The sequence below is a fragment of the Kitasatospora sp. NPDC048298 genome, from assembly GCF_043201465.1.
GTDB lineage: Bacteria > Actinomycetota > Actinomycetes > Streptomycetales > Streptomycetaceae > Kitasatospora.
This window is the reverse complement of the sequence record NZ_JBICYZ010000026.1, coordinates 61483-87869: the sequence shown is the minus strand read 5'-3', so window position 1 is coordinate 87869 and position 26387 is coordinate 61483. Positions and strand designations below refer to the sequence as shown.

Below are 26387 nucleotides of genomic sequence, written 5' to 3'. Positions count from 1 at the left end.
CGCCAGGAGGCCCTCACCGTTCGGCGGCCCGTGGTCAGAACGGGAAGACCGCGCGCTCGTGCTGGACGGAGATCCACTTCACGGTGGTGAAGGCGTCCACCGTGGACTCGCCGTTGAGGCGGCCGACGCCGGAGTTCTTCTCGCCGCCGAAGGGCACGCCCGGCTCGTCGGCGATGGTGCCGCCGTTGACGTGGATCATGCCGGTCTCGATCCGCTGGGCGAGCCGCACGCCGCGCTCGACGTTCGCGGTGTGCACCGCGCCGCTGAGCCCGAACGGGGTGTCGTTGGCGAGCCGCACGGCCTCGTCCTCGCCGTCGAAGGGCACCAGCAGCACGACCGGGCCGAAGAGTTCGTTGCGCAGGATCGGCGCGTCCTGCGCCAGGCCGGTGAGCACCGTCGGCGACATCAGGCTGCCGACCGTGCCGCCGCGCAGCAGCGCGGTGGCGCCGGCCGCGACCGCCTGGTCGACCTGGGCGAGGAGGTTGTCGGCCTGGACGGGGTTGATCAGCGGGCCGATGTGGGTGGCCGGGTCCTTGGGGTCGCCGACGGTGAGCGAGGCGACCTTGGCGACGAACTTCTCGGTGAACTCGGCCTCGACGCTCCGGTCCACCAGCACCCGGTTGGCGGCCATGCAGACCTGCCCCTGGTGGACGAAGCGGCTGAACACGGCGGCGTCCACGGCGTGGTCCACGTCGGCGTCGTCCAGCACGATCAGCGCGCTGTTGCCGCCGAGCTCCAGGACCGTCCGCTTGAAGTGCGCGGCGGCGACGGTGGCGACGTGCCGGCCGACCTTGTCGGAGCCGGTGAAGGAGATCACCTTGGGCACCGGGTGCTCCAGGAAGCTGTCGCCGATCTCGGCGATGTCGGTGACCACCACGTTCAGCAGGCCGGGCGGCAGCCCCGCGTCCTCGAAGAGCTTGGCGATCAGCCCGCCGCCGACCACCGGGGTCTCCTGGTGCGGCTTGAGGACGACGCCGTTGCCGAGCGCGAGCGCCGGGGCGACGGCCTTGAGCGCCAGGAACAGCGGGAAGTTGAACGGGCTGATCACGCCGACGACGCCGACCGGCAGCCGGTAGAGCCGGTTCTCCCGGCCCTGGGCGGGCGAGGCCAGCAGCCGGCCCTCGGCGGCCACCGACAGGTGCAGGCACTCCCGCAGCACGTCCTTGACCAGCGACAGCTCGAAGCCCGCCTTCAGCGCGGTGCCGCCGAGTTCGAGCATGATCGCCTGGACGATCTCCGGCTCGCGCTCCTCCAGCAGTCGCAGCGCGCGCTCGAAGACCAGCCGCCGCTGGTACGGGTTGGCGGCGGCCCACGCCTTCTGGGCGCGCTCGGCGGCGCGGTAGGCCTGGTCGACCTCGGCGACGGTGGCGACGGTGATGGTGGCGAGCTTGTCACCGGTGTAGGGATCGACGTCGACGATGTCCCAGGAGCCGCTGCCGCTGCGCCACTCGCCATCGATGTACTGCAGCGCCAACTCGGAGAAGTACGACATCTGTTCCCTCTCATGCACCGACCTGATGGGAAATCATCGTACTGACGGATCAGAGCTCTTGGCGCACCGCGTGCAGCAGGTCGCGGGTCCGCTCCGGGCTCAGGCTGTCGGCGAGCAGGTCGTCCATGGCCTTGCGGTACTCGGCCACCTCGGCGGGCTTGTCGAGGTAGAGCGCGGTGGTGAACTGTTCCAGGTACACCACGTCCGCCAACTCGGCCTCGGAGAAGCCCAGGACGGTGAAGGCGCCGCTCTCCGCGCTCAGTCCGGCGTTGCCCAGCGGCAGCACCTGGATCCGGACGTTGGGCAGTTCGCCGGCCTCCAGCAGCCGGTCCAGCTGGCCGCGCATCAGCTCCGGTCCGCCCCAGGGGCGGCGCAGCGCGGCCTCGTCCAGGACGGCGACCAGGTGCGGTGCCCGCTCGCCGGTCAGGACCGCCTGCCGCTTGAGCCGTACGTCGACGCGGCGCTCGATCTCCTCCGGCCCGTTGGCGTGGCAGCCGGCGGTGACCACGGCGCGGGCGTAGTCGGCGGTCTGGAGCAGCCCGTGGACGAACTGGACCTCGTAGCTGCGGATCTCGGCCGCGGCCTCCTCCAGGCCCAGGTAGTTCTGGAACCAGCCGGGCAGCACGTCTCCGTACTCGTGCCACCAGGAGCTGGCGTTGGCGTCGCGCAGCAGGCCGAGGACGGTGGCGCGTTCCTGTTCGGCCTCGACTCCGTAGAGGGTCAGCAGGTCGGCGACGTCCCGTTCCTTGAAGCCGACCCGGCCGAGTTCCATCCGGCTGATCTTGGATTCGGAGGCCCGGATCGAGTATCCGGCTTCCTCCCTGCTGACGCCTCTGGCCTCGCGGAGCTTGCGCAGCTGGGTGCCGAGCTGCAGACGCCGTACGGTGGCGCCCCCGCCTGCCTGAGTCGTGCCCATCGAAGTCGTCCTCCGCACTCGCCCAGCCCCCCGGCCGTCGGCCGCAGTCTGCCACCTGGCACCGACGAACAACAGCCCGCTGCCTTGCGAACCGTGGGGGTTGCGGTCGGCTCCGGCCGGGTTCCGGGAGACGTGCCCCGGGTGTCCGGTGGGTTGTCGCGGTTGCGGGGTCCTGGCCCCGGGAAACGCGACGGCGCCCGCCCTCCAACTGGTCGGGGAAGAGGGCAGGCGCCAGGAGACCGCGTTGGCCCGGCGACGCTGGCGGGGGCAGCGGGTTGAGCTCCCGGCGATGCGGCGCCGGGGGTTCGGTGGGGGCCGGTCGGAGACCGTCCGCCGTCAGACCACCAGGGGGCGGTCGGTGGGCCGGATCGGGGCGGGAAGCGGGGTCTTGCCGCCCAGGTACCTGTCCACCGCGGCTGCGGCCGAACGGCCTTCCGCGATGGCCCAGACGATCAGCGACTGGCCACGGCCGGCGTCTCCGCAGACGTACACGCCATCGACATTGGTGGCGAACCGGCCATCACGGGCAATGTTACCGCGCGCGTCGAGGTCCGCTCCCAGCTGCTCGACCAGTCCGTTGCGCACGTCCGTCCCGGTGAAGCCCATGGCCAGGGTGACGAGCTGCGCGGGGATGGCCCGCTCGGTGCCGGGCACCGGCTCGAACCGGCCGTCCTTGAACTGCACCTCGACGAGGTGCAGTTCCTGGACGTTGCCGACCGCCTGTCCCTCTTCGGGGGCGGAGCCGGTGAAGCGGGTGGTGTTGACGGAGTAGACCCGTTCGCCGCCCTCCTCGTGGGCGGAGGTGACCTTGTAGGTCATCGGCATGGTCGGCCACGGCTGGTGCCCGGGCCGTTCCTCGCCGGGCCGGGGCATGATCTCCAGCTGGGTGACGGAGGCCGCCCCCTGCCGGTGCGCGGTGCCGACGCAGTCCGCGCCGGTGTCGCCGCCGCCGATCACGACGACGTGCTTGCCCTTGGCGCTGATCGGCGACTCCACGAAGTCGCCTTCCTGCACCTTGTTGGCCAGCGGCAGGTACTCCATGGCCTGGTGGACGCCCTTGAGCTCGCGTCCGGGCACCGGCAGGTCGCGGGCGGTGGTGGCGCCGGCCGCGACGACCACGGCGTCGAAGCGCTCGCGCAGCTGCTGTCCGGTGATGTCCTCGCCGACGTGGACGCCGGTGCGGAACCGGGTGCCCTCGGCTCGCATCTGCTCGATGCGGCGGTTGATGTGGCGCTTCTCCATCTTGAACTCGGGGATGCCGTAGCGCAGCAGCCCGCCGATCCGGTCGGCGCGCTCGTACACCACGACGGTGTGCCCGGCGCGGGTGAGCTGCTGGGCGGCGGCGAGGCCGGCCGGTCCCGAGCCCACGACGGCGACGGTCTTGCCGGAGAGCCGCTCGGGCACCTGCGGGGTGACCCCGCCGCGGTCCCAGGCCTTGTCGATGATGGTGACCTCGACGTTCTTGATGGTCACCGCGTCCTGGTTGATGCCGAGGACGCACGCGGACTCGCACGGGGCCGGGCAGAGGCGGCCGGTGAACTCCGGGAAGTTGTTGGTGGCGTGGAGCCGCTCGATGGCGCCGACGAAGTCGTCCCGGTAGGCGAGGTCGTTCCACTCGGGGATGAGGTTGCCGAGCGGGCAGCCGTTGTGGCAGAAGGGGATGCCGCAGTCCATGCAGCGGCCGGCCTGCTTGGTGATGATCGGCAGGAGGCTGCGTTCGACGTAGGCCTCGTTCCAGTCCTTGATCCGGACGTCGACCGGGCGGCGCTCCGCCAGCTGCTTGGGCGTGGTCAGGAAGCCCTTGGGGTCAGCCATTAGCCGCCTCCATCATCTTCGCGGTGGTCTCGGCCTCGGAGAGGCCGTCGCGCTCAGCGGCGTCCTTGGCGGCGAGCACTGCCTTGTAGTCGGTCGGCATGATCTTGGAGAAGCGGGAGACCCCGCTGCCCCAGTCCGCCAGGAGCTCGGCGGCGACGGTGGAGCCGGTCTCCTCGTAGTGCTGCTGCACGGTCTCGCGCAGCCAGTCGCGGTCGGCGGCGGTGGGGGCCTCGATGGCCACCATGCCGTCGTTGACGTTGGCGGGGCGCAGGTCCAGGACGTACGCGATGCCGCCGGACATGCCCGCCGCGAGGTTGCGTCCGGTCTCGCCGAGGACGACGACCCGGCCGCCGGTCATGTACTCCAGGCCGTGGTCGCCCACGCCCTCGACGACGAGGGTGGCCCCGGAGTTACGGACGGCGAAGCGCTCGCCGGCCTTGCCGCGCAGGTGGACGCGGCCGGAGGTGGCGCCGTAGCCGATGGTGTTGCCGGCGATGACGTGGTTCTGCGCGTCGTTGCCGATGGCGGCAGCCTCGCGGGCCGGGCGGACGATGACGACGCCGCCGGAGAGGCCCTTGCCGACGTAGTCGTTGGCGTCGCCCTCCAGTCGCAGGGTCACGCCGCGCGGCAGGAACGCGCCGAAGGACTGCCCGGCGGAGCCGGTGAAGGTGACGTCGATGGTCCCCTCCGGCAGGCCCTCGCCGCGGTACCGCTTGGTGACCTCGTGGCCGAGCATGGTGCCGACGGTGCGGTTGACGTTGCGTATCGGCAGCTCGATGCGGACGGTCTCGCCGCGCTCCAGGGCGTCCTGGGCGAGCTCGACGAGCTGGTTGTCCAGCGCCTTGTCGAGCGCGTGGTCCTGGGCGGTGGTGCGGTGGCGGGCGGCCCCTTCGGGCAGCTCCGGCACGTGGAACAGCGGGGCGAGGTCGAGCCCGGCGGCCTTCCAGTGGTCGATCGCGGCCCGGGCGTCGATGTGCTCGGCGTGGCCGACGGCCTCCTCGATCGAGCGCAGGCCCAGCGAGGCCAGGATCTCCCGGACCTCCTCGGCGATGAACTCGAAGAAGTTGACGACGAACTCGGGCTTGCCGGAGAACCGTTCGCGCAGCACAGGGTTCTGGGTGGCGACGCCGACCGGGCAGGTGTCCAGGTGGCAGACGCGCATCATGATGCAGCCGGAGACGACCAGCGGGGCGGTCGCGAAGCCGAACTCCTCGGCGCCGAGCAGCGCGGCGATCACGACGTCGCGGCCGGTCTTCAGCTGGCCGTCGGTCTGGACGACGATGCGGTCGCGCAGCCCGTTGAGCAGCAGGGTCTGCTGGGTCTCGGCGAGTCCGAGTTCCCAGGGGCCGCCGGCGTGCTTGAGCGAGGTGAGCGGCGAGGCGCCGGTGCCGCCGTCGTGTCCGGAGACCAGGACCACGTCGGCGTGGGCCTTGGAGACGCCCGCCGCGACCGTGCCGACGCCGACTTCGGAGACCAGCTTCACGTGGATGCGGGCCGCCGGGTTGGCGTTCTTGAGGTCGTGGATCAGCTGGGCGAGGTCCTCGATCGAGTAGATGTCGTGGTGCGGGGGCGGGGAGATCAGGCCGACGCCGGGGGTGGAGTGCCTGGTCCTGGCGACCCACGGGTAGACCTTGTGGCCGGGCAGCTGGCCGCCCTCGCCGGGCTTGGCGCCCTGGGCCATCTTGATCTGGATGTCGTCGGCGTTGACCAGGTACTCGGAGGTGACGCCGAAGCGGCCGGAGGCGACCTGCTTGATCGCGGAGCGGCGCTCCGGGTCGTACAGGCGGTCCGGGTCCTCGCCGCCCTCGCCGGTGTTGGACTTGCCGCCGAGGCGGTTCATCGCGATGGCCAGGGTCTCGTGGGCCTCGCGCGAGATCGAGCCGTAGGACATGGCGCCGGTGGAGAAGCGCTTGACGATCTCGGAGACGGGCTCGACCTCCGCGACCGGGATCGGCTCCCGGTCGAGGCCGTCCAGTCGGAACAGGCCGCGCAGGGTCATCAGCCGCTCGGACTGCTCGTTCACCCGGTCCGTGTACTGCTTGAAGATGTCGTACCGGCGGTTGCGGGTGGCGTGCTGGAGGCGGAAGACGGTGTCCGGGTCGAACAGGTGCGGTTCGCCCTCGCGGCGCCACTGGTACTCGCCGCCGATCTCCAGGGCGCGGTGCGCGGCCGGGATGCCGGAGGCCGGGTACGCCTTGGCGTGCCGGGCGGCGGTCTCGCGGGCGATCTCCTCCAGGCCGATGCCGCCGAGCTTGGTGGTGGTGCCGGCGAAGTAGCCGTCGACGAGGTCCTGGGCGAGGCCGATGGCCTCGAACACCTGGGCGCCGCGGTAGGAGGCGACGGTCGAGATGCCCATCTTGGACATGACCTTGAGGACGCCCTTGCCGAGTGCCTTGATCAGGTTCCTGATGGCCTTCTCGGCTTCGAGGCCCTGGATGAAGACGCCCTGGGCGACGAGGTCCTCGACGGTCTCCATCGCCAGGTACGGGTTGACCGCGCCGGCGCCGTAGCCGATCAGCAGGGCGACGTGGTGCACCTCGCGGACGTCGCCGGCCTCGACGAGCAGTGACACCTGGGTGCGCTGCTTGGTGCGGATCAGGTGGTGGTGGACGGCCGAGGTGAGCAGCAGGGAGGGGATCGGGGCGTGCTCGGCGTCGGAGTGCCGGTCGGAGAGCACGATGATCCGGGCGCCGTCGGCGATCGCCGCGTCGGCCTCGGCGGCGATCTCGGCGAGGCGGGAGGCGAGGCCCTCGCCGCCGGAGGCGACCCTGTAGAGGCCGGAGAGCGTGACGGCCTTGAGGCCGGGCTGGTCGCCGTCGGCGTTGATGTGGACGAGCTTGGCCAGTTCGTCGTTGTCGATCACCGGGAAGGTGATGCCGACCGAGCGGCAGGACGCGGCCTCGGCGGTCAGCAGGTTGCCCTCGGGGCCGAGGTTGGAGAGCAGCGAGGTGACGAGTTCCTCGCGGATGGCGTCCAGCGGCGGGTTGGTGACCTGTGCGAAGAGCTGCACGAAGTAGTCGAACAGCAGGCGGGGCTTCTCGCTCAGCGCGGCGATGGGCGAGTCGGTGCCCATCGAGCCGAGCGCCTCGGCGCCGGTGCGCGCCATCGGGGCGAGGATGACGCGCAGTTCCTCCTCGGTGTAGCCGAAGGTCTGCTGGCGGCGGGTGACGGAGGCGTGGGTGTGGGCGATGTGCTCGCGCTCGGGGAGCTTGGCGAGCTGGATCTGTCCGCCTTCGACCCACTCCTCGTAGGGGTGCTCGGCGGCGAGGGCGGACTTGATCTCGTCGTCCTCGACGATGCGGCCCTCGGTGGTGTCCACCAGGAACATCCGGCCGGGCTGGAGGCGGCCCTTCTTGGCGACCTTCTCCTGGTCGATGTCGAGCACGCCGACCTCGGAGGAGAGGACGACCAGGCCGTCCTCGGTGATCCAGTAGCGGGCGGGGCGCAGGCCGTTGCGGTCGAGCACGGCGCCGATCCGGGTGCCGTCGGTGAAGGTGACGCAGGCCGGGCCGTCCCAGGGCTCCATCAGGTTGGAGTGGTACTGGTAGAAGGCGCGGCGGTCGGGGCTCATGGTGGCGTGGTTCTCCCACGCCTCCGGGATCATCATCAGCACCGCGTGCGGCAGCGAGCGGCCGCCGAGGTGGAGCAGTTCCAGGACCTCGTCGAAGGAGGCGGAGTCGGAGTGCTCGGGGGTGCAGATCGGGAAGATCCGGCTGAGACCCTGCCCGTTCCTGTTGGCCGGGATGAGGTCGGTGGCGAGCTGCGACTCCCGGGCCCGCATCCAGTTGCGGTTGCCCTTGACGGTGTTGATCTCGCCGTTGTGCGCGACGAAGCGGTACGGGTGGGCGAGCGGCCAGCTCGGGAAGGTGTTGGTGGAGAACCGGGAGTGCACCAGGCCGATCGCGGAGGCGTAGGTGCGGTCCGACAGGTCGGGGAAGAAGGGTTCGAGCTGGCCGGTGGTCAGCATGCCCTTGTAGACGATGGTGCGCGCGGACAGCGACGGGAAGTACAGCCCGGCTTCGCGCTCGGCGCGCTTGCGGACCACGAAGGCGATCCGGTCCAGCTCGATGCCGGCCAGGCCGTCCTTCGCCAGGAAGAGCTGCCGGAAACGCGGCATCACGCCGCGTGCGGTGGCGCCGAGCAGGTCGGGGGTGACGGGGACGTCGCGCCAGCCGAGGACGGTCAGGTCCTCCTCGGCCGCGATGGCCTCGACCTGCGCGACGGCGGCGGCGTCGGCGGTGTCCTCGTCCGGCAGGAAGGCGATGCCGACGGCGTAGGCGCCGGCGGCCGGGAGTTCGAAGTCGACCTTCCCGCGCAGGAAGGCGTCCGGGACCTGGGTCAGGATGCCCGCACCGTCGCCGGAGTCGGGCTCGGCGCCGGTGGCGCCGCGGTGCTCCAGGTTGCGCAGGACGTTCAGCGCCTGCTCGACGATGGTGTGGTCGGCGATGCCGGTCAGCGTGGCGACGAAACCGACGCCACAGGCGTCGTGCTCGTTCCGCGGGTCGTACAGGCCCTGAGCAGCAGGTCGCGCATCCGGCACGAGCGCGTAGGGCCGGCGGGCGGTGCCGGCCTGGGGCTCGTTGGCGGAGTGCATGGATGCAGACAGCATCGGCTCTCCCGTCGTCGTCTTTCGGCAAGTTGGTGCAAGTAGGGACGACGTTGGCCCTGATGCGATGGTGCGGTGTCGTGCAAGTTACATGATGCCCGTGATCCCGAGAAGCGGAAATATCCCGTCCAGATGGCGGGACGACGCGCAGGCCAGGGGGTGTGTGAGAGGACGCGCCACAGTGCACGTCCCGACGATTGTGCCCAACCGTCCACGGCCTGAAACAGGGGCGAAACCGCCTCGCCACGGAAGCCGATCATGGATGCCTGGGATTCCATTCCGGGAGCCCGTCCGCGGGTACGAATCCGCGGCTCGGGGGCCCGAATGATGAGACACTGCCAGGCGCCGCCCGGCGCTCATGTGTGAAACGTCACGCACTAGTCAGCATAGTCATGCACTGCCGCACTCAGCCCACGTGGCCGCCGATCAGCCACCCGAGCAGGTAGGTCACCCCGGCGGCCGCGCCGCCCAGCACCAGCTGCCGCAGCCCGCTGAACCACCAGCTGCGGGCCGTCACCCGGGCCACCACCGCGCCGCACAGGAACAGTCCGGCCCCCGCCAGCAGCAGGGCGGGCAGCAGCGCGGTCGCCCCCAGCAGGTACGGCAGCAGCGGCAGCAGCGCGCCGAGCGCGAAGCACAGGAACGACGAGCCGGCCGCCACCAGCGGCGAGGGCAGGTCGGTCGGGTCGACGCCCAGCTCCTCGCGGGCGTGCACCTCCAGGGCCAGCTCCGGGTCCGCGGACAGCTGCCGGGCCACCTCGTGGGCCAGTTCCGGGTCCACCCCGCGCGAGACGTACAGCTGGGCCAGCTCGGCCAGCTCGCCGTGCGGGTTGCGGCTCAGTTCCAGCCGCTCGACCTCGATCTCGGCCTGCACCAGCTCCCGCTGCGAGGCCACCGAGGTGTACTCCCCCGCCGCCATCGAGCAGGCGCCGGCCGCCAGGCCCGCCAGTCCGGTCAGGATCACCGTCCCGTTGGACGCCGCACCGCCGACCACCCCGGTCATCAGCGCGAAGTTGGACACCAGTCCGTCCACCGCGCCGAACACGGCCGGCCGCAGCCAGCCGCCGTTGACGTCCCGGTGGTGGTCGGCCGCGGGTATCCGCGGCTGGTGCCCGGCGTCGGCCTCCACAGCGGTCGCACTCATCGTTCTTCCCCTCCGTCGTCGTTCCTCGGCCCTGACCGTAGCCCGCCTGACCTGGGCATTTCCAGCAAAGTAAGGCTGTCCGAACACCACTGAGGCCACCCTTCGCGGCGTTCGCGAAGGGTGGCCTCAGTCGGGGGAAAACCCCTGGTCAGATCGGGTTCTTGGCGTCCTTGCCGGCCGTCCCGGCGGCCGGTTCCGCGTCCACGGGCCCGGCCGGCTCGCGCAGCACCGGCTTCCCGTCGGCCTTGTCCACGGCCTTCCCGTCGGCCTTCTCCCCGGCGCCCTTCCCGCCCTTGTCGGCGGGCTCGGCGTCCTCCGCCAGGTGCGCGGCCGGGTCGATGCTCGCCGGGTCCTCCCGCCCGGGCCGCATCCGGCCCACGATCACGAAGTACGCCACCGCGCCCGCGAACACCGCGATGGACACCCAGTCGTTCAGCCGCAGGCCGAAGTAGACGTGGGCGTCGTCGATCCGCAGCCACTCGATCCAGAACCGGCCCACCGTGTACGCGGCCACGTACAGCGCGAACGCCCGGCCGTGGCCCAGCGTGAAGCGGCGGTCCGCCCAGATCACCAGCAGCGCGACACCGACGCACCACAGCGACTCGTACAGGAAGGTCGGGTGGTAGACACCCTTCACGACCTCGCCGTTCGCCAGCGTCTTGTCGATCTCCAGGCCCCACGGCAGGGTGGTCGACCGGCCGTACAGCTCCTGGTTGAAGTAGTTGCCCCAGCGGCCCAGCGCCTGCGCGAGCGCGATGCCCGGCGCGATGGCGTCGGCGTACGCGGGCAGCGGCACGCCCCGGCGGCGGGCACCGATCCAGGCGCCGACCGCGCCCAGCGCGACCGCGCCCCAGATGCCGAGGCCGCCCTCCCAGATCTTGAGGGCGTCCCAGGGGTTCTTCCCCTCGGCGAAGTACAGTCGGCCGCCGTCGGTGATCACGTGGTAGAGGCGGCCGCCGACCAGGCCGAACGGCACGGCCCACACGGCGATGTCGCCGACGGTGTGCTTGGCACCGCCCCGGGCGACCCAGCGCTTGCTGCCGAGCCAGACGGCGACGACGACACCGAGGATGATGCAGAAGGCGTAGGCGCGCAGCGGGATCGGTCCGAGGTACAGGACGCCCCGCGACGGGCTGGGAATGTAGGCGATATCCATGGCAGTTCCGACGCTACAGGGTCCGGCGGCCCGCTCGGACACCCCTGGGGTCACAGAAACCGAACAACGGACGGCGCCGCCCCCTCCGGACGGGGAGGGGGCGGCACGGTGGAACGGGCTCAGCCGGCCGTCGGCGACGGGTTGTTGGCCTCCGAGGCGGCGCTGGTCGGCGCCGGGCTCTGCCCGTGCGAACCCGGCGTGCCCAGCTGCTTGCCCTGGTTCGCGGCGTCCACCCACTTCGCCAGGTTGGCGGGGGTGATCTCCTCGCTGCCGTTCTTCGGGTAGATCGGTTGGCCGTTGAGCAGCACCGTCGGGGTGGACTTGAAGCTGGACTTGTCGAAGTCCTGCTGCACCGCGGACACCCACCCGCCGAACTTGTTGTCGTTGACGCAGGCCTGGAACTCGGGCGTGTCCAGGCCGTTGACCTGCTTGGCGAGGCCGAGCAGCACGTTCTTGTCGCCGAAGGCGTCGTTGGTCTCGTCCGGCTGGTTGCGGTACAGCACGTCGTGGAAGTCCCGGAAGTGCCCGGCGTCCTGGGCGCAGCCGAGCGCGTTGGCGGCGGTCCTGGAGCCCTTGCCGCCCACGGCCCGGTCGATGAACGACACGATGTGGTAGTTCGTGTAGATCTTCCCGGCGTCCTCCATCTGGTCGATGGTGGACGAGAACTCGCGCTCGAAGGTGCCGCAGGCGGGGCAGCGCGGGTCCTCGTAGACCGTGAGGACGGAGGGCGCGTCGGCGGCGCCGACGGGGATGACCAGGCTCTTGTCGCCGATCGTCCCGGCCGGGGCGGCGGTGGGCGTCTCCGGCTTGGAGCGCTGGTTCTGCACCACGACGCCGGCGATCACCGCGGCGGCGATCACCGCGAGCACGGAACCGCCGACGATCAGCTTCTTCCTGCGCTTGGAGGTGGCCTCCTCGGCCGCCCGCTGCTCCAGCATCCGCTCGCGGGCGGTGCGCTTGCCTTCTCGGTTCTTCTCGCTCATTGCGTTGACGTCCACGGTCGGGGGCCTTCGTCGGGGTGCGGGATGTGGGGGCGGGGTCGTGGGGGGCGGGTGGGGTCAGCTCGCCAGCCAGCCGTCCACCGACAGCCGGGTGCGGGGCCGCCAGAGCAGCCATCCGGCCATCAGCAGGAACCCGGTGTCGCGCAGGATCTCCTGGAGGTACTTCGTCTGGGACTCGTCGACGTGCCCGCCGCCGCCGAAGCAGCCGCAGTCGATCGAGATGCCGCGCGCCCAGGCGGAGGCGATCCCGGCGATGAAGACCAGCAGCAGCACGGCGGAGATCCCGGCCACCAGCCGGACGCCGAGGCCCACCAGCAGCAGCACGGCCAGTGCCAGCTCCAGGAACGGCAGGCCGTAGCCGATCGGCTTGACCAGGCCTTCGGGGAGGATCTCGTAGGCGCGGACGGCCTGCGCGGCCTCCGCCGGGTCGGAGACCTTCGCCAGCCCGGCCCACCCCCAGACCACCGCGAGGCCGAGCCGGACGACCGTGCCGAGCCACTCGCTCCAGGCCGGCACCGGCCGGCGCGCCGTCGGCGCGGGCGCGGAGCCCTCGGGCTGCGCGGTCATCAGGGAAACCCCCTCGGGAAGCTCGTTCACTCCCTGATGAACCGTGGGGGATGAAGAGTGGTTCCTCCGCATTCAGGAATTAAGCCGGACGAGTGACGTTCTGTCCGGATGTGACGAACATCCGTGCGTCAGCGACATCCGGCCAACCACCCCGCCTCGAACAGCTCGGGGTGCCGGGCCGCCTGCGCGCACGCCACCGCCTCCCGCTCCGCCCGCTCGGCCCCCCGTCTGGCCAGCGCGTGCCCCACCTGGACGTGCACGCCGACGGCGGCGCCGAGCACCAACACGGCCGTCGCCGCCCGCAGCAGGACGGCCCGCTGGAGACTCCGCACCGGCTCACCCCTTCCGCTCGACCGCGAAACCGTTCGTGCACTCGTCCCTCCTCTCAACGTCCGTCAACCCCGGCTGATGCGTGTCCCCACCCCTTGTTCACCCGTTCGGGTCCGCGAGCCCGGCCGGGAGCGCGGAGCGGAGCCGCACGCCCGTGCCCGCGCCCCGCAGCGGACCGGCGACGCCGGGTGGAACGCCGACGGCCCCCCACTCCCGCTGGAGTGGGGGGCCGTCGGCCGGATGTCCCTGCCGCGCGTCAGTGCCGGCGCACGCCCTCGGCCAGTTCCCCGGCCAGGGCCCGCACCGCGTCCAGCGCGGCCGTCTCGTCCTCGCCCGCGGCCAGGATCCGCTTGACGAACGCCGACCCGACGATCACCCCGTCCGCGAACCGGGCGACCTCCGCCGCCTGCACCGCGTCCGAGACCCCGAGCCCGACGCAGACCGGCAGGTCCGTCGTCGCCCTGGTCCGGGCGACCAGGTCCTCGGCCATCGACCCGACGGCGGACCGCGTCCCGGTCACGCCCATCACCGCGGCCGCGTACACGAAGCCGCTGCCGGCCGCCGTGACCTCCGCCAGCCGGGCGTCCTTGCTGCTGGGGGCGACCACGAACACGGTGTCAAGACCGTGCTCGTCCGCCGCCTTGCGCCACTCCTCGGACTCCTCCACCGGCAGGTCCGGCAGGATGCACCCGGCCCCGCCCGCGGCCGCCAGGTCGGCCGCGAAGCGCGCCACGCCGTAGCGGTCGACCGGGTTCCAGTACGTCATCACGAGCACCGCGGCCTCGGGGTGCGCCGCGGCGACCTCCCGGACGGTCCGCAGCACGTCCTTGATCCGCACGCCGCCCCGCAGGGCGATGTCGTCGGCGGTCTGGATGACCGCGCCATCCAGCACCGGGTCGGAGTGCGGCAGCCCGACCTCGACCACGTCGCAGCCGCCCTCGATGAGCGCGTTGATCGCCCGGATGCCGCCGTCCACGGTCGGGAAGCCGGCCGGCAGGTACCCGATCAGCGCGGCCCGGTCCTCGGCCTTGGCGGCCGCCAGCCGGCCGCTCAGCTTGCTGGTGCTCAGCTTGGAAGTCATGGTCACTTACCCCCCTCGGCGGAGGCGTCGCCCGAGCCGCCGGCCTGCTCGTCGTACAGTCCGAAGTACTGGGCCGCGGTGTGCATGTCCTTGTCCCCGCGTCCCGACAGCGAGACCAGGATGGTCGCCTCCGGCCCGAGCTCGCGCCCCAGCTCCAGCGCCCCGGCGAGCGCGTGGGCGCTCTCGATGGCCGGGATGATCCCCTCGGTGCGGGACAGCAGCCGCAGCGCCTGCATCGCGGCGTCGTCGGTGACCGGCCGGTACTCGGCCCGCCCGGTGTCCTTCAGCCAGGCGTGCTCCGGGCCGACGCCCGGGTAGTCCAGGCCCGCCGAGATCGAGTGCGACTCGATGGTCTGCCCGTCCTCGTCCTGCAGAACGTACGTCCGGGAGCCGTGCAGCACCCCCGGGTCGCCCTTGGTGAGGGTGGCCGCGTGCCGGGGCGTCTCGGCGCCCTCGCCCGCCGCCTCGAAGCCGACCAGCCGCACCCCGGCGTCCGGGATGAACTCGTGGAAGATCCCCATCGCGTTGGAGCCGCCGCCGACGCAGGCCACGACCGCGTCGGGCAGCCGGCCGGTCCGGTCGAGCACCTGCTGCCGCGCCTCGACCCCGATGATCCGGTGGAAGTCCCGGACCATCATCGGGAACGGGTGCGGCCCGGCGACGGTGCCGAACAGGTAGTGGGTGGAGTCGACGTTGGCGACCCAGTCCCGGAACGCCTCGTTGATGGCGTCCTTGAGCGTCCGGCTGCCGGACTTGACGGCCACCACCTCGGCGCCGAGCATCCGCATCCGGGCGACGTTGAGCGCCTGGCGCTCGGTGTCGACCTCGCCCATGTAGATGGTGCAGTCGAAGCCGAACAGCGCGCAGGCGGTCGCGGTGGCCACGCCGTGCTGGCCGGCGCCGGTCTCGGCGATGATCCGGGTCTTGCCCATCCGCTTGGTGAGCAGCGCCTGGCCCAGCACGTTGTTGATCTTGTGCGAGCCGGTGTGGTTGAGGTCCTCGCGCTTGAGCAGGATGCGCGCGCCGCCCGCCTCGGCGGAGAAGCGGTGCACGTCGGTCAGCGGGCTCGGGCGCCCGGTGTAGTCCTTGAGCAGCGCGTCGAGCTCGGCGGCGAAGGCCGGGTCGGCCTTGGCCTTCTCGTACTCCTCGGCGACCTGCTCGACCGCGGCGACCAGCGCCTCGGGGATGAAACGGCCGCCGTACGCGCCGAAGTAGCCGCGTGCGTCCGGCACCTGGGCACCGGGCAGGTAGTCCTTCTCGGACATGGTGGTTTCCCTTGAACGGAGATGAACGACGATGACGTCTTCTCGGCCGCTCCGGCTGGTGGGCCGGTCAGCCGGACGTCACGCGCCATCGCCGTCCCGGTACCTGCCCGGGCTCGCACCCGATGACGTACCGCACCCGACGCCCCAGCACCCGGCGCGCGGGTGCGCGGCAGCCGCGCGGGCGGCAACCGGGGGCGAGTCGGGCGGCGATCTTCATCGGGTGGCGTCAGTCCTTGTGCCGGACGGCGGGGTGGGCCCCGGCGGCGACCAGGTCGGCGACCGCGGCACGCGGGTCCTTGCCGGTCACCAGGGTCTCGCCGACCAGCACCGCGTCGGCGCCCAGGTTGGCGTAGTTGATCACGTCCAGCGGGCCGCGCACGCCGGACTCGGCGACCTTGACGATGCCGTCCGGGATGGCGTGGACGACGTTCTCGAAGGTGTTGCGGTCCACTTCGAGCGTCTTGAGGTTGCGGGCGTTGACGCCGATGATCCGGGCGCCGGCGTCCACCGCGCGCTTGATCTCCTCCTCGTCGTGCACCTCCACCAGCGGGGTGAGGCCGATCGACTCGGCGCGCTCGATCAGCGACACCAGGGCCGGCTGGTCGAGGGCGGCGACGATCAGCAGCGCGAGGTCGGCGCCGTGCGCGCGGGCCTCCCACAGCTGGTAGGCGGTGACCATGAAGTCCTTGCGCAGGACCGGGGTGTCCACCGCGGCGCGGACGGCGTCGAGGTCGGCCAGCGAGCCGCCGAAGCGGCGCCGCTCGGTCAGCACGCTGATCGCGGCCGCACCGCCGGCCGCGTAGTCGACCGCCAGGGCGGCCGGGTCGGCGATCGAGGCCAGGGCGCCCTTGGACGGGCTGGAGCGCTTCACCTCGCAGATCACCCGGACCCCGTCGCCCCTGAGGGCGGCGACGCCGTCCTTGGCCTCCGGGGCCCTGGCGGCGAGCTCCTTGAGCTCGTCCAGGGAGACCCGGGCCTGCCGCTCGGCGAGGTCCTCGCGGACCCCTTCGATGATCGAGTCGAGCACACTCACTCAGGAGCCCCCATCTTTTCTGCCAGTTGGTCGGCGCGAGTCGGCGGGCGACAGCCCACCGGCTCTTCGATGGTATCGGCACCCGGCGGCGGGGGGCGCATCGGTTCGAGCCGCGTCTCGCGGACCGGACGTCCGCGCGGACGGCCCCCAGCTGCGGCTTCACCGGCCCCGCACCGGTTTTCGGCCGGTCTTCGCACTGGTTTTCGGCCGGTCTTCGAGCCCGGCGACGGCGGCCCGGGAGGGCGGCGGTCCGGTGGCCGGAAGGGGCGCCCGGGTGGCCGGATCAGACCAGCGGCGGTGCCAGCCCGGCACCGATCCCCGAGTTCCGCACCACGGTGAACACCAGCACCAGCAGGGCGATCAGCGCCCAGCGCCGGGCCCCGACGGTGATCCTGGGCGGCGGACCGCCGGTCAGCGCGGCCCAGCCCCAGCGCAGCCAGAGCACCGCCAGCACCCCGACCAGCAGGACCAGGACGGCGTTGTCGTGCAGGGCTCCGGTGAGGTCCCCGTGGGTCAGCGCGTGGACGCAGCGCAGCCCCCCGCAGCCCGGGCACCACCAGCCGGTGGCGGTCAGGAACGGGCAGTCGGGGTAGTGCCCGGGGGTGTTCGGGTCCACCACGGCGACGTACGCGGCGGGGACGGCCACCGCCGCCAGCGCGGTCAGCGGCGGGCTCAGCCGGCGCAGCACGGGCGGCGGGGCGGAGGCGGTGGGGGCGGAGGTCACGCCCCGATTCTGCCCGGGTCGGGCCCGGACACGACGAAACGGCGGGCGTGGCGCGCCCGCCGTTCCGATGTACGACAAACGTGTGGTGCGACGAGCCGTTCGTCAGGCGGCGACGACGGCGCGGGCCTCACGGGCCGCGATCTGCTCCTCGGCCGACTTGTACACGTTGGTGCTGGCCTGCTGGCCCATGCCCGCGAGGGACATGGCCTTGCCGACCACGCCGCCGGCCAGGACGACCGCCAGGCCGACCCAGACGAGCAGCACCGACGGCAGGATCATCGCGACGCCCGCGACGCCGAAACCGACGAAGGAGATGACGACGCCGGTCCAGGCGGCGGGGGTGTGGCCGTGTGCTGCTGCTGCCATCTGAGTGGTGCTCCTTGGCTCTCGGGGCCCGGCCGGGCCTGCGGGGCCGCCGGCGGGTTGACGGGTTCCATTGTGCCGGGCCACACATCGGTGACCCAAAGCGGGTGGCGGGTCTATCGCGTCACATGCCCGCGGCTCACACCGCGGTCGGGTCCTCGCCCCGGTCCAGCGCCTTCCACAGGTCGCCCGGCGTGTCGGACTTCACCGGGGCCTTGCGGGTCGGCGCCTCGTAGCGGCTGCCCATGGCCGGCCAGCCCCGGCCGTACCGCAGGGTGAGCACGCCGGCCAGGGCCAGCAGCAGCCCGCCGACCAGCGCGACCCACGGCCAGGCGGTGTGCGCGACCTCGGTGGCCGCCGATCCGGTCAGCGCCAGCTTGCGGGCGGCCTCGGCGTCCAGCGCGGCGGTGTCGCCCGCCCCGGCCACCGAGGCGGCGGCCGCGCCGAGCCCGGCCAGCAGGGTCAGCGCGCCGACCGCCAGCCGTCCGACGCCGCGCACCGCGAACACCGCGACGGCCGCGGCGAGGCCCACCAGGGCCAGCCCGCCGGGCAGTTCGGAGATCTTGCCGCCGGTGACGGACACGTCCAGGGTGCCGGCCCGGCCCTCGGCCCAGGTCCGCCCGGCCGCGGTCAGCACCAGGACGGCGCTCAGCACCGTCAGCAGCAGCGTCACGCCGAGGGTGCGGCGGCTGGGAGCGGCGGGGGCGGGGGTCTGCTCTGCGGTCACCCGTCCACTATCCCCCGGCCGACGCCCGGGTCCGTACCCGGGGTGGGGAACGGCGCCGGGTCCGGAGCGTCGGGCGGCGCGGCGGACGGAGCGGGTGACGGCGTCGGGAACTCGTCCGTCCGCAGCACCACCGTGCGGCCGCCGAGCGCCAGGAACAGGTCGTTGCCGAAGGGCACCCGCTCGGCCTCCCGGTACACGCCCTCGGGGGACGGCGCGGTGTGCAGGGTGCAGGCCGCCGCCGCCGGATCGACCACCAGGTACAGCGGCACGCCGCTGCGCGCGTACGCCCTCGCCGCCTCCGCCAGACCGGGCCGGGCCACCTCCAGCACCGCCTCGACCCCGGCCGCGCCGAACCGGCCCCGCCCGCCGCGCACCGCGTCCCGGGCGAGCACGGCCAGGTCCGGGGCGAGCACCACCCGGTCCGGCCGGTCGGGCCCGTACGGCCCCGGGCCGCCGGGCGCCGCCGGGAAGTCGATCGCCACCCCCGACAGCACCCGCCCGTGACCGGCCGGCTGCTCGCCGAGCTGTCCGGCGGCGCCGAGCACGACCGCCCAGCGCAGCTCGTCGTACGGCACCTCGGGCATCCCGGCCGCCTCCTCGCGCCTCAGGACAGTTCCGGCCTCCGCAGCGTATTGGCGGTGGCGACGGCCCGCAGCACGGCGGCCGCCTTGTTGCGGCACTCGGTGTCCTCGCCGTGCGGGTCGGAGTCGGCGACCACGCCCGCGCCGGCCTGCACGTACGCGGTGCCCTCGCGCAGTACCGCGGTGCGGATCGCGATCGCGGTGTCCGAGTCCCCGGCGAAGTCCAGGTAGCCGACGCAGCCGCCGTACAGGCCGCGGCGGGTGGGCTCCAGCTCCTCGATGATCCGCATCGCCCGCGGCTTGGGCGCGCCGGACAGGGTGCCGGCCGGGAAGCAGGCGGTCAGCACGTCGAAGGCGGTGCGCCCGGGCGCCACCTTGCCGGTGACGGTCGACACGATGTGCATCACGTGGCTGTAGCGCTCGATCTGCATGAAGTCGACCACCTCGACGCTGCCCGGCTCGCAGACCCGGCCGAGGTCGTTGCGGCCGAGGTCCACCAGCATCAGGTGCTCGGCCCGCTCCTTGGGGTCGGCGAGCAGCTCGGCGGCCAGCTCCGCGTCCTCGTGCGGGGTGGCCCCGCGGTGCCGGGTGCCGGCGATCGGGTGCACCATCGCCTCGCCCTCGGTGACCTTCACCAGCGCCTCCGGGCTGGAGCCGACCACGTCGAAGCCGCCCTCGGCGGCGCCGTCCGGCCCGGGGAAGCGGAACAGGTACATGTACGGGCTGGGGTTGGTGGTGCGCAGCACCCGGTAGACGTCCAGCGCGGAGGCCGGGCAGGGCGCCTCGAAGCGCTGCGAGGGCACCACCTGGAAGGCCTCGCCGGCCCGGATCCGCTCCTTGACCTCCTCCACCGCGGCCCGGTACGGCTCGCCGCCGAACGGCGAGTGCACCTCGCCGGGGCCGGCCGGGGTGAAGGTGGCCAGGCCCGGGTCGACCGGCTTGGACAGCTCGGCCTCCATGGCGTCCAGCCGGGCCACCGCGTCCGCCCAGGCCTCGTCGGCGCCGCTGGCCAGGTCGTTGTGGTTGACGGCGTTGGCGATCAGCAGCACCGTGCCGTCGACGTGGTCGAGCACGGCGAGGTCGGTGGCGAGCAGCATCGTCAGCTCGGGCAGGCCGAGGTCGTCCGGGTTGAGGTCGGGGAGCTTCTCCAGCCGGCGGACGATGTCGTAGCCGAGGTAGCCGACCAGGCCGCCGGTGAGCGGCGGCAGGCCGTCGTCCGTCATGCGCGGGGTGTGCAGCGCCTGGAGGGCGGCGCGCAGCACCTCCAGCGGGTCGCCGTCGGTGGGGATGCCGACCGGCGGGGTGCCGAGCCAGCGGGCCCCGCCGTCCGGGCCGACGGTGAGCACGGCGGCGCTGCGCACCCCGACGAAGGAGTAGCGCGACCAGCTGCGGCCCTGCTCGGCGGACTCCAGCAGGAAGGTGCCGGGCCGCTCCTCGGCGAGGCTGCGGTAGAGGCCGATCGGGGTGAGGCCGTCCGCGAGGAGCCTGCGGGTGACCGGGATGACCCGGGTGTCGACGGCGAGCTTGCGGAAGGCTTCGAGATCCATGACGGGCGGCACCTTCTGGAGTTGTGGACGGGGTGGGGTCAGGACAGCGGGAGCACGTCGGCGTCGAAGCAGGTGCGGTCGCCGGTGTGGCAGGCCGCGCCGCTCTGGTCGACCCTGACCAGCAGGGTGTCGCCGTCGCAGTCCAGGGCCACCGACTTGACCGCCTGGACGTGGCCGGAGGTGTCGCCCTTCACCCAGTACTCACGGCGGCTGCGGCTCCAGTAGGTGCAGCGGCCCGTGGTGAGGGTGCGGTGCAGCGCCTCGTCGTCCATCCAGCCGAGCATCAGCACCTCGCCGGTGTCGTACTGCTGGGCGATGGCCGGGATCAGCCCGTCCTCGGTGCGCTTGAGCCGCGCGGCGATCTCGGGGGCGAGGGCGGTGCTGCCGGGAGTGGCGGGTGTGGTGGACATGAGCCCCATTGTGTCAGCCCGCCCCACCGCCCCGGCGTGCCCCGCCCCGCTCCCCCGCGGGGGCACGGATCGCCCGCGGGGGAACCGCTGGGAATCGGGGAACCGCTAGGAATGCAGTTGCCCGGTGAGCTTGGGGCCGCCCTGCTTGTTGCTGACGGCCAGGGTGCAGGTGTAGTCGCGCCAGCCCTGCTGGTAGTTGGCCATCGCCGGGCCGAACTGGCGGCCGTAGTAGGTCCTTCCGTCGGTCTGGTGGGCCCTGGCGGCGGCTTCGACGTCCTTGCACCCCTCCCGCATGGCGAGGGCGACCTGGATCTCACCGGTCAGGCCGTCGGCGAGCCTGAGGTCGGCGATCACCTCGCCGTCGTGCTCGCCGGCGCAGGGCCGCTCCTCGGGCTTGGTGATCACCGGGCTCAGCTGCGGGTGGTCGAAGCAGGCGCCGACCGGGAAGAAGGCGTACGGCGGCTGCGGCTTGGCCGGCGTCGGCGTCGGGGTGGGTGTCGGCGTCGGGGTCTCCGTGGCCGTGGGGGTGGGCGGGGGCGGCGCGGCGGCCGGCTTCCTGTCGTCCGGCCACAGCACCGCGGTGGCCACCACCGCGAGCAGGACGACCAGCACGGCGGCGACGGTGAGGACCAGGCCCCGGGACGGACGGGAGCCGGCTGCGGGCGACGGCTGCTCGGAGGTCATGGCCAAGAGGATGGCCCACCCGCCCCGTCCCCGGCAGGCGGTTCGCCGAACTCACCCCGTCCGGGCGGCGGCGCCGGGGGTCGAACGGTCGCGCTCGGGGGCGGACGGGGGTTCGGGTGACGCGCCTTCGGCCGGGTGAACGGGGGTGGCCGCGGCGGCCCGGCTGCGAGGGTGGCGCCGGGCCCGGCCGCGGACGCCGCCGCCGGACTGGCCGACGGAACGGGTGCGGACGGCGCCGGCCGTCCGGCCGCCGTCGAGTTCGAGGCCCGTTGCGGCCGTCGTCGGGCGGGCCGCCGTCGCGGCCGCGGCCCGTACCCTCGTCGACGACTACGACCGCCGCGGCGTCCAGCGCCGGCGCTGGCTCGGCATGGTCGACGTCGAGTCCGGCGACGAGGACGAACTGCGGGTCAGCGGCTACGCGTTGGTGCCGGGGATCCCGCGCGGCAACACGCCGACGACCCGGTCCAGCAGCACCTGCGACGACGTCCCGGTGCGGCGGGACGGCGTCTGGCTGGTGAGGGCCGCCGGATCAAGCGCGACGACCTGCCGAGGTAGCCCCACCCGTCGGCCACCGGTGCTCCCGGACGCCACCGGGGCGGGGCCGTCTCCGCTCCCCCGAGCAGGAACGGCCCCGCCCCGGCGCGGATCCGCAGGCCCTAGGCTGACGCCATGTCGAACCACGCCCTCGCCGAACGCCACCGCCTCGCCCGGCTGCTCACCGCCGCCGGCCCGGACGCCCCCACCCTCTGCGCCGGCTGGACCACCCGGGACCTGGCCGCCCACCTGGTGATCCGCGAGCGCCGCCCCGACGCGGCGGCCGGCATCCGGGTCGGTGCCCTCGCCGGGTGGACGCGGCGGGTGCAGGACGAGTACGCCGAGCGGCCGTACGAGGAGCTGGTGCGGCTGTTCCGGGCCGGCCCGCCGGTCTACTCCCCGTTCGCGCTGCCCGGCGCCGACGAGGCCGCGAACACCATCGAGTACTACGTCCACGCCGAGGACGTCCTGCGCGCGGCCGAGGACTGGACCCCGCAGCCCGTCCCGCCGGGCCGCGCCGAGGCCCTCTGGCGCCGTCTGCCCCTCATCGCCCGCATGGAGGCGGGCCGCCGGTCCCCGGTCCGCCTGGCCCTCACCCACCCCGACGGCCGCTCCCTCACCGTCGGCCCCGCGGGCTCCCCCACCGTCCGCCTCGCCGGCGAACCCGCCGAGCTCGTCCTCTTCACCTACGGCCGCGGCGCCCGGACCACCCTCACCGTCGACGGCGCCCCGGACGCCGTCGAGGCCCTGCGCCACGTGCTGCCGCTGCCGCCGCGGTAGCGGCCCGGGCCGTCCGGCGCGGACGGCCTCCGGCTGCGGATGTCCGGGCCCGGGTGCAGACTCGCAGGTGGCCGGGGTGGCGCGTGGGCGCGCCCGATGGAACCGTCCCGGTCCCTCCGCGTCGAAGGAGCACCCCGCAATGCTCACCACCGACTTCCCCATCGGCTCGCCCTGCTGGATCGACCTGGGCAGCCCGGACATCCCCGCCACCGCCGCGTTCTACGGCAAGGTGTTCGGCTGGACCTTCCAGGAGATCCCCGAGGCCGGCGGCTACGGGTTCCTCCACTTGGACGGCAGGACTGTCGGAGCCCTCGGCAACCTCGACCCGGGCGCGCGGCCCGCCTGGACGACGTACTTCCGCACCGGGGACGCGGACGCCACCGTGGAGGCCGCCGAACAGGCCGGCGCGACCGTCCGGGTGCCGCCGATGGACGTCATGCAGGAGGGCCGGTTCGCCGCCCTCACCGACCCCCAGGGCGCCGAGTTCGCCCTCTGGCAGTCCGGCGGCACCACCGGGCTGGGCGCCGTCTCCGAGGAGGGCGCCCTGGTCTGGGCCGAGCTGCACACCTCCGGCCCGGACGCCGCCCTCGCCTTCTACGAGAAGCTCTTCGGCTGGCGGATGCAGAAGTTCGAGCCGTCGCCGGGCATGACCTACCGGGTGCTCTCCACCGCCGAGGGCGACCAGGAGGACACCAGCTTCGGCGGCATCGCCCCGACCATGTCCCCGGAGCAGCCCTCCGCCTGGACGCCGTACTTCGCCGCCGAGGACGTGGACGCGCGGGTGGCCGCCGCGACGGCGGTCGGCGGCTCGGTGCTGATGGCGGCCTCGGACGTGGAGAACGTCGGCCGGATCGCCTGGCTGGCGGACCCGAACGGCGCCCCGTTCGCGCTGATCCACGGCGAGCCGCAGGAGTCCTGAGCACGCGGGACTCCCGGGTACACGGAGGTCCCGAGCACACGGCGAGGGCCCGCGGTTCCCGGGCGGGCCCTCGTCACGCACGCAGCGTCACCGCACCGGGTGCCCGGCCTCCCGCAGCGCGCCCTTGACCTCGCCGATCCGCAGGTCCCCGAAGTGGAACACGCTGGCGGCCAGCACCGCGTCCGCGCCCGCGTCGACGGCCGGCGCGAAGTCCGCGAGCTTGCCGGCCCCGCCGGAGGCGATCACCGGCACCGAGACGGCCTTGCGCACGGCCCGGATCATCTCCAGGTCGTAGCCGTCCTTGGTGCCGTCCGCGTCCATCGAGTTGAGCAGGATCTCGCCCGCGCCCAACTCGGCGGCGCGGCCCGCCCATTCGACGGCGTCCAGGCCGGTGCCCTGCCGCCCGCCGTGGGTGGTGACCTCGAAGCCGGACGGCGTCTCGGTGCCCTCGGGGCAGCGCCGGGCGTCCACCGAGAGCACCAGGACCTGCCGCCCGAACCGCTGGGCGATCTCGCGGACCAGCTCCGGCCGGGCGATGGCCGCGGTGTTGACGCCGACCTTGTCGGCACCGGCCCGCAGCAGCTTGTCGACGTCCTCGACGGCGCGGATGCCGCCGCCGACCGTCAGCGGGATGAAGACCTGCTCGGCGGTGCGGCGGACCACGTCGTAGGTGGTCTCCCGGTCGCCGGAGGAGGCGGTGATGTCGAGGAAGGTCAGCTCGTCGGCGCCCTCGGCGTCGTAGAGCTTGGCCATCTCGACCGGGTCGCCCGCGTCGCGCAGGTTCTGGAAGTTGACGCCCTTGACCACCCGCCCGGCGTCGACGTCCAGGCAGGGGATGACACGTACTGCGAGGGTCACGGCTGTTTGCCTTCCAGGGGTTCCGGGGATTCCAGGGGCTTCGGGGGCTCCTGGGTTTCCAGGATCCTTGCCAGCCCGGATCGATACGCGTCGAGTTCGACCTCGACCAGCATCCGGGAGTCGATCAGTCCCTCGACGACCACCATGGTGGCCGCCGGGCGGGCGGCGTCGAAGAGTTCGCGGTGGGCCCGGCCCACGTCCTCGGCGTCGCGGACGTGGGTGATGTACATCCGGGTGCGCACCACGTCCTGCGCGGTCAGACCGTACGCGGCCAGGGCGTGGAGCCCGACGCCGAACGCGGCGAGGGTCTGCCGGTACGGGTCCCCCTCGTGCTCGATCCGGCCGTCCACCCAGGCGGTGGAGCCGGCCACGTGCACGTGGTCACCCGCGGCGACCGCCCGGGCGTAGCCGAACTCGTCCTCCCAGGGGGAGAATCCAGCGACCCTGCCGCGTACGATCCGACCGTCCGTCATCCGGAAACCGCCTCCAAGGCCTCTTCGAGGGTGAACTTCTGCTCGTAGAGTGCCTTGCCCACGATGGCGCCCTCGACACCCTCGGCGACGAGCGAGGCGATCGCCCTCAGGTCGTCGAGCGAGGAGACGCCGCCGGAGGCGACGACGGGCTTGTCGGTCGCGGCGCAGACGTCGCGCAGCAGCTGGAGGTTGGGGCCGGTCAGGGTGCCGTCGCGGTTGACGTCGGTGACGACGTAGCGGGCGCAGCCCTCCCGGTCGAGGCGCTCCAGCACCTCGAAGAGCTGGCCGCCGTCGCGGGTCCAGCCGCGGCCGCGCAGGGTGGTGCCGACCACGTCCAGGCCGACGGCGATCTTGTCGCCGTGCTCGGCGATGGCCTTGGCGACCCACTCCGGGGCCTCCAGGGCGGCGGTGCCGAGGTTGACCCGGGTGCAGCCGGTGGCGAGCGCGCGGGCGAGCGACTCGTCGTCGCGGATGCCGCCGGACAGCTCGACCTTGACGTCCAGCTGTGCGGTGACCTCGCGCAGCAGCTCGTAGTTCGAGCCGGTGCCGAAGGCGGCGTCCAGGTCGACCAGGTGCAGCCACTCGGCGCCGGCGTTCTGCCAGGCGAGGGCGGCGGCGAGCGGCTCGCCGAAGGAGGTCTCGGTGCCGGAGGCGCCCTTGACCAGGCGGACGGCCTGGCCGTCGCGGACGTCGACGGCGGGCAGCAGTTCGAGGCTCATCAGAGATCCAACTCTCAGAAAGTCAGAGGGTGTTGACCCAGTTGGTCAGCAGGGCGGCGCCGGCGTCGCCGGACTTCTCGGGGTGGAACTGGGTGGCCCAGAGCGGGCCGTTCTCGACGGCCGCGACGAACGGCTGCCCGTGGGTGGCCCAGGTGACCAGCGGCGCGTTGATCCGCGCGCTGTGGGCTTCCAGTTCCCAGTGCCGCACCCCGTAGGAGTGCACGAAGTAGAAGCGGGTCTCGGGGTCGAGGCCGGCGAACATCCGGCTGCCCTCGGGGGCGTCCACGGTGTTCCAGCCCATGTGCGGGACGACGGGGGCCTCCAGCGGCTCCACGGTGCCCGGCCACTCGTCGCAGCCGGCCGTCTCCACGCCGTGCTCGACCCCCTTCTCGAAGAGGATCTGCATGCCGACGCAGATGCCCATGACCGGTCGACCCCCGGCGAGCCGGCGGCCGATGATCCAGTCCCCGCGGACGGACCTGAGTCCGCGCATGCAGGCCTCGAAGGCCCCCACGCCGGGGACGAGCAGGCCGTCCGCGGCCATCGCGGTGTCGTAGTCGGCGCTGACGGTGACGTCCGCTCCGGTCCGCTCCAGGGCGCGCTGCGCGGAGCGGAGGTTGCCGGAGCCGTAGTCGAGGACGACGACGTTCTTGCCCATGTTC

Annotated in this window: 27 protein-coding genes and 1 pseudogene; 3 read left to right on the top strand and 25 right to left on the bottom strand. The window is 73.0% G+C overall.

Going from position 1 to position 26387, the window contains the following annotated elements; all coding sequences use genetic code 11:
• Positions 1–34: 34 nt before the first annotated feature.
• From ACGF0D_RS20485 to ACGF0D_RS20390, 20 genes are all read right to left on the bottom strand, one after another.
• The gene (locus ACGF0D_RS20485) at positions 35–1492 is read right to left on the bottom strand and encodes an aldehyde dehydrogenase family protein (RefSeq protein ID WP_392918181.1); all 1458 of its coding nucleotides are present in this window, start codon (positions 1490–1492) and stop codon (positions 35–37) included.
• 49 nt (positions 1493–1541) lie between these two features.
• Complete coding sequence (locus ACGF0D_RS20480; protein ID WP_392918154.1) at positions 1542–2408, bottom strand: helix-turn-helix domain-containing protein; 867 nt, start codon at positions 2406–2408, stop codon at positions 1542–1544.
• A gap of 336 nt (positions 2409–2744) precedes the next feature.
• Positions 2745–4223: a glutamate synthase subunit beta gene (locus ACGF0D_RS20475; RefSeq protein WP_392918151.1), complete on the bottom strand. Its 1479-nt coding sequence runs from the start codon at positions 4221–4223 to the stop codon at positions 2745–2747.
• Entirely contained in the window at positions 4216–8817 is a 4602-nt protein-coding gene (gltB, locus tag ACGF0D_RS20470; protein ID WP_392918178.1) for a glutamate synthase large subunit, read from the bottom strand. Before gltB ends, ACGF0D_RS20475 begins: the two co-directional genes overlap by 8 nt.
• Before the next feature lie 418 nt (positions 8818–9235).
• A complete protein-coding gene (locus ACGF0D_RS20465) occupies positions 9236–9973 on the bottom strand; it encodes a VIT1/CCC1 transporter family protein (RefSeq protein WP_392869223.1) in 738 nt (245 codons plus the stop codon).
• A 148-nt stretch (positions 9974–10121) separates the two neighbouring features.
• Complete coding sequence (lgt, locus tag ACGF0D_RS20460) at positions 10122–11129, bottom strand: prolipoprotein diacylglyceryl transferase (RefSeq protein ID WP_392918149.1); 1008 nt, start codon at positions 11127–11129, stop codon at positions 10122–10124.
• Positions 11130–11248: 119 nt separating this feature from the next.
• A complete protein-coding gene (locus ACGF0D_RS20455; RefSeq protein WP_392869226.1) occupies positions 11249–12112 on the bottom strand; it encodes a DsbA family protein in 864 nt (287 codons plus the stop codon).
• Positions 12113–12187: 75 nt separating this feature from the next.
• Positions 12188–12697 carry a MauE/DoxX family redox-associated membrane protein gene (locus tag ACGF0D_RS20450; RefSeq protein ID WP_392869228.1) on the bottom strand — a complete coding sequence of 170 codons (510 nt, stop codon included), beginning with the start codon at positions 12695–12697 and terminating at the stop codon, positions 12188–12190.
• A 128-nt stretch (positions 12698–12825) separates the two neighbouring features.
• Positions 12826–13029 carry a hypothetical protein gene (locus tag ACGF0D_RS20445; RefSeq protein ID WP_392869230.1) on the bottom strand — a complete coding sequence of 68 codons (204 nt, stop codon included), beginning with the start codon at positions 13027–13029 and terminating at the stop codon, positions 12826–12828.
• 254 nt (positions 13030–13283) lie between these two features.
• Positions 13284–14108 (bottom strand): tryptophan synthase subunit alpha, encoded by an 825-nt coding sequence (gene trpA, locus ACGF0D_RS20440; RefSeq protein ID WP_392869232.1) that lies wholly within the window; start codon positions 14106–14108, stop codon positions 13284–13286.
• 2 nt (positions 14109–14110) lie between these two features.
• Positions 14111–15373, bottom strand: a complete 1263-nt coding sequence (trpB, locus tag ACGF0D_RS20435) for a tryptophan synthase subunit beta (RefSeq protein ID WP_392869234.1) — start codon at positions 15371–15373, stop codon at positions 14111–14113.
• A gap of 67 nt (positions 15374–15440) precedes the next feature.
• Positions 15441–15590: a tryptophan biosynthesis modulator TrpM gene (trpM, locus tag ACGF0D_RS20430; RefSeq protein ID WP_188296911.1), complete on the bottom strand. Its 150-nt coding sequence runs from the start codon at positions 15588–15590 to the stop codon at positions 15441–15443.
• A gap of 9 nt (positions 15591–15599) precedes the next feature.
• Positions 15600–16406 carry an indole-3-glycerol phosphate synthase TrpC gene (trpC, locus tag ACGF0D_RS20425; protein ID WP_392918146.1) on the bottom strand — a complete coding sequence of 269 codons (807 nt, stop codon included), beginning with the start codon at positions 16404–16406 and terminating at the stop codon, positions 15600–15602.
• 283 nt (positions 16407–16689) lie between these two features.
• On the bottom strand, positions 16690–17130 hold the full coding sequence (locus ACGF0D_RS20420; protein ID WP_392869237.1) for a DUF2752 domain-containing protein: 441 nt from the start codon (positions 17128–17130) through the stop codon (positions 16690–16692).
• Between the two features lie 102 nt (positions 17131–17232).
• Positions 17233–17496, bottom strand: a complete 264-nt coding sequence (locus ACGF0D_RS20415; RefSeq protein WP_392869239.1) for an HGxxPAAW family protein — start codon at positions 17494–17496, stop codon at positions 17233–17235.
• Between the two features lie 136 nt (positions 17497–17632).
• Positions 17633–18220, bottom strand: a complete 588-nt coding sequence (locus tag ACGF0D_RS20410) for a TIGR02234 family membrane protein (protein ID WP_392918144.1) — start codon at positions 18218–18220, stop codon at positions 17633–17635.
• Entirely contained in the window at positions 18217–18804 is a 588-nt protein-coding gene (locus ACGF0D_RS20405) for a Uma2 family endonuclease (RefSeq protein ID WP_392918141.1), read from the bottom strand. Before ACGF0D_RS20405 ends, ACGF0D_RS20410 begins: the two co-directional genes overlap by 4 nt.
• A 20-nt stretch (positions 18805–18824) precedes the next feature.
• Positions 18825–20348 carry an anthranilate synthase component I gene (locus ACGF0D_RS20400; RefSeq protein ID WP_392918138.1) on the bottom strand — a complete coding sequence of 508 codons (1524 nt, stop codon included), beginning with the start codon at positions 20346–20348 and terminating at the stop codon, positions 18825–18827.
• Positions 20349–20386: 38 nt separating this feature from the next.
• A complete protein-coding gene (hisI, locus tag ACGF0D_RS20395) occupies positions 20387–20758 on the bottom strand; it encodes a phosphoribosyl-AMP cyclohydrolase (protein ID WP_392869245.1) in 372 nt (123 codons plus the stop codon).
• Between the two features lie 105 nt (positions 20759–20863).
• On the bottom strand, positions 20864–21442 hold the full coding sequence (locus ACGF0D_RS20390) for a hypothetical protein (RefSeq protein ID WP_392918135.1): 579 nt from the start codon (positions 21440–21442) through the stop codon (positions 20864–20866).
• Between the two features lie 145 nt (positions 21443–21587).
• On the opposite strand from ACGF0D_RS20390, the pseudogene ACGF0D_RS20385 reads away from it, so the two are divergent.
• Positions 21588–21902, top strand: a pseudogene (locus ACGF0D_RS20385) (hypothetical protein); the annotation flags it as partial.
• On the opposite strand, the gene ACGF0D_RS20380 reads toward ACGF0D_RS20385, so the two are convergent.
• Positions 21857–22003 carry a hypothetical protein gene (locus ACGF0D_RS20380; RefSeq protein WP_392918195.1) on the bottom strand — a complete coding sequence of 49 codons (147 nt, stop codon included), beginning with the start codon at positions 22001–22003 and terminating at the stop codon, positions 21857–21859. The pseudogene ACGF0D_RS20385 and the gene ACGF0D_RS20380 sit on opposite strands and share 46 nt — an antisense overlap.
• Positions 22004–22111: 108 nt before the next feature.
• On the opposite strand from ACGF0D_RS20380, the gene ACGF0D_RS20375 reads away from it, so the two are divergent.
• Complete coding sequence (locus ACGF0D_RS20375; RefSeq protein WP_392918133.1) at positions 22112–22756, top strand: TIGR03085 family metal-binding protein; 645 nt, start codon at positions 22112–22114, stop codon at positions 22754–22756.
• A 139-nt stretch (positions 22757–22895) separates the two neighbouring features.
• Positions 22896–23675 carry a VOC family protein gene (locus ACGF0D_RS20370; protein WP_392918130.1) on the top strand — a complete coding sequence of 260 codons (780 nt, stop codon included), beginning with the start codon at positions 22896–22898 and terminating at the stop codon, positions 23673–23675.
• Between the two features lie 87 nt (positions 23676–23762).
• On the opposite strand, the gene hisF is transcribed toward ACGF0D_RS20370, so the two are convergent.
• The 4 genes from hisF to hisH are packed head-to-tail and all read right to left on the bottom strand — an operon-like array spanning position 23763 to position 26383.
• Entirely contained in the window at positions 23763–24533 is a 771-nt protein-coding gene (hisF, locus tag ACGF0D_RS20365; RefSeq protein WP_392869253.1) for an imidazole glycerol phosphate synthase subunit HisF, read from the bottom strand.
• A complete protein-coding gene (locus tag ACGF0D_RS20360) occupies positions 24530–25006 on the bottom strand; it encodes a RidA family protein (RefSeq protein WP_392869255.1) in 477 nt (158 codons plus the stop codon). Before ACGF0D_RS20360 ends, hisF begins: the two co-directional genes overlap by 4 nt.
• Entirely contained in the window at positions 25003–25725 is a 723-nt protein-coding gene (priA, locus tag ACGF0D_RS20355; protein ID WP_392869257.1) for a bifunctional 1-(5-phosphoribosyl)-5-((5-phosphoribosylamino)methylideneamino)imidazole-4-carboxamide isomerase/phosphoribosylanthranilate isomerase PriA, read from the bottom strand. Before priA ends, ACGF0D_RS20360 begins: the two co-directional genes overlap by 4 nt.
• A gap of 22 nt (positions 25726–25747) precedes the next feature.
• Positions 25748–26383 (bottom strand): imidazole glycerol phosphate synthase subunit HisH, encoded by a 636-nt coding sequence (gene hisH, locus ACGF0D_RS20350; RefSeq protein ID WP_392869259.1) that lies wholly within the window; start codon positions 26381–26383, stop codon positions 25748–25750.
• Positions 26384–26387 lie beyond the last annotated feature (4 nt).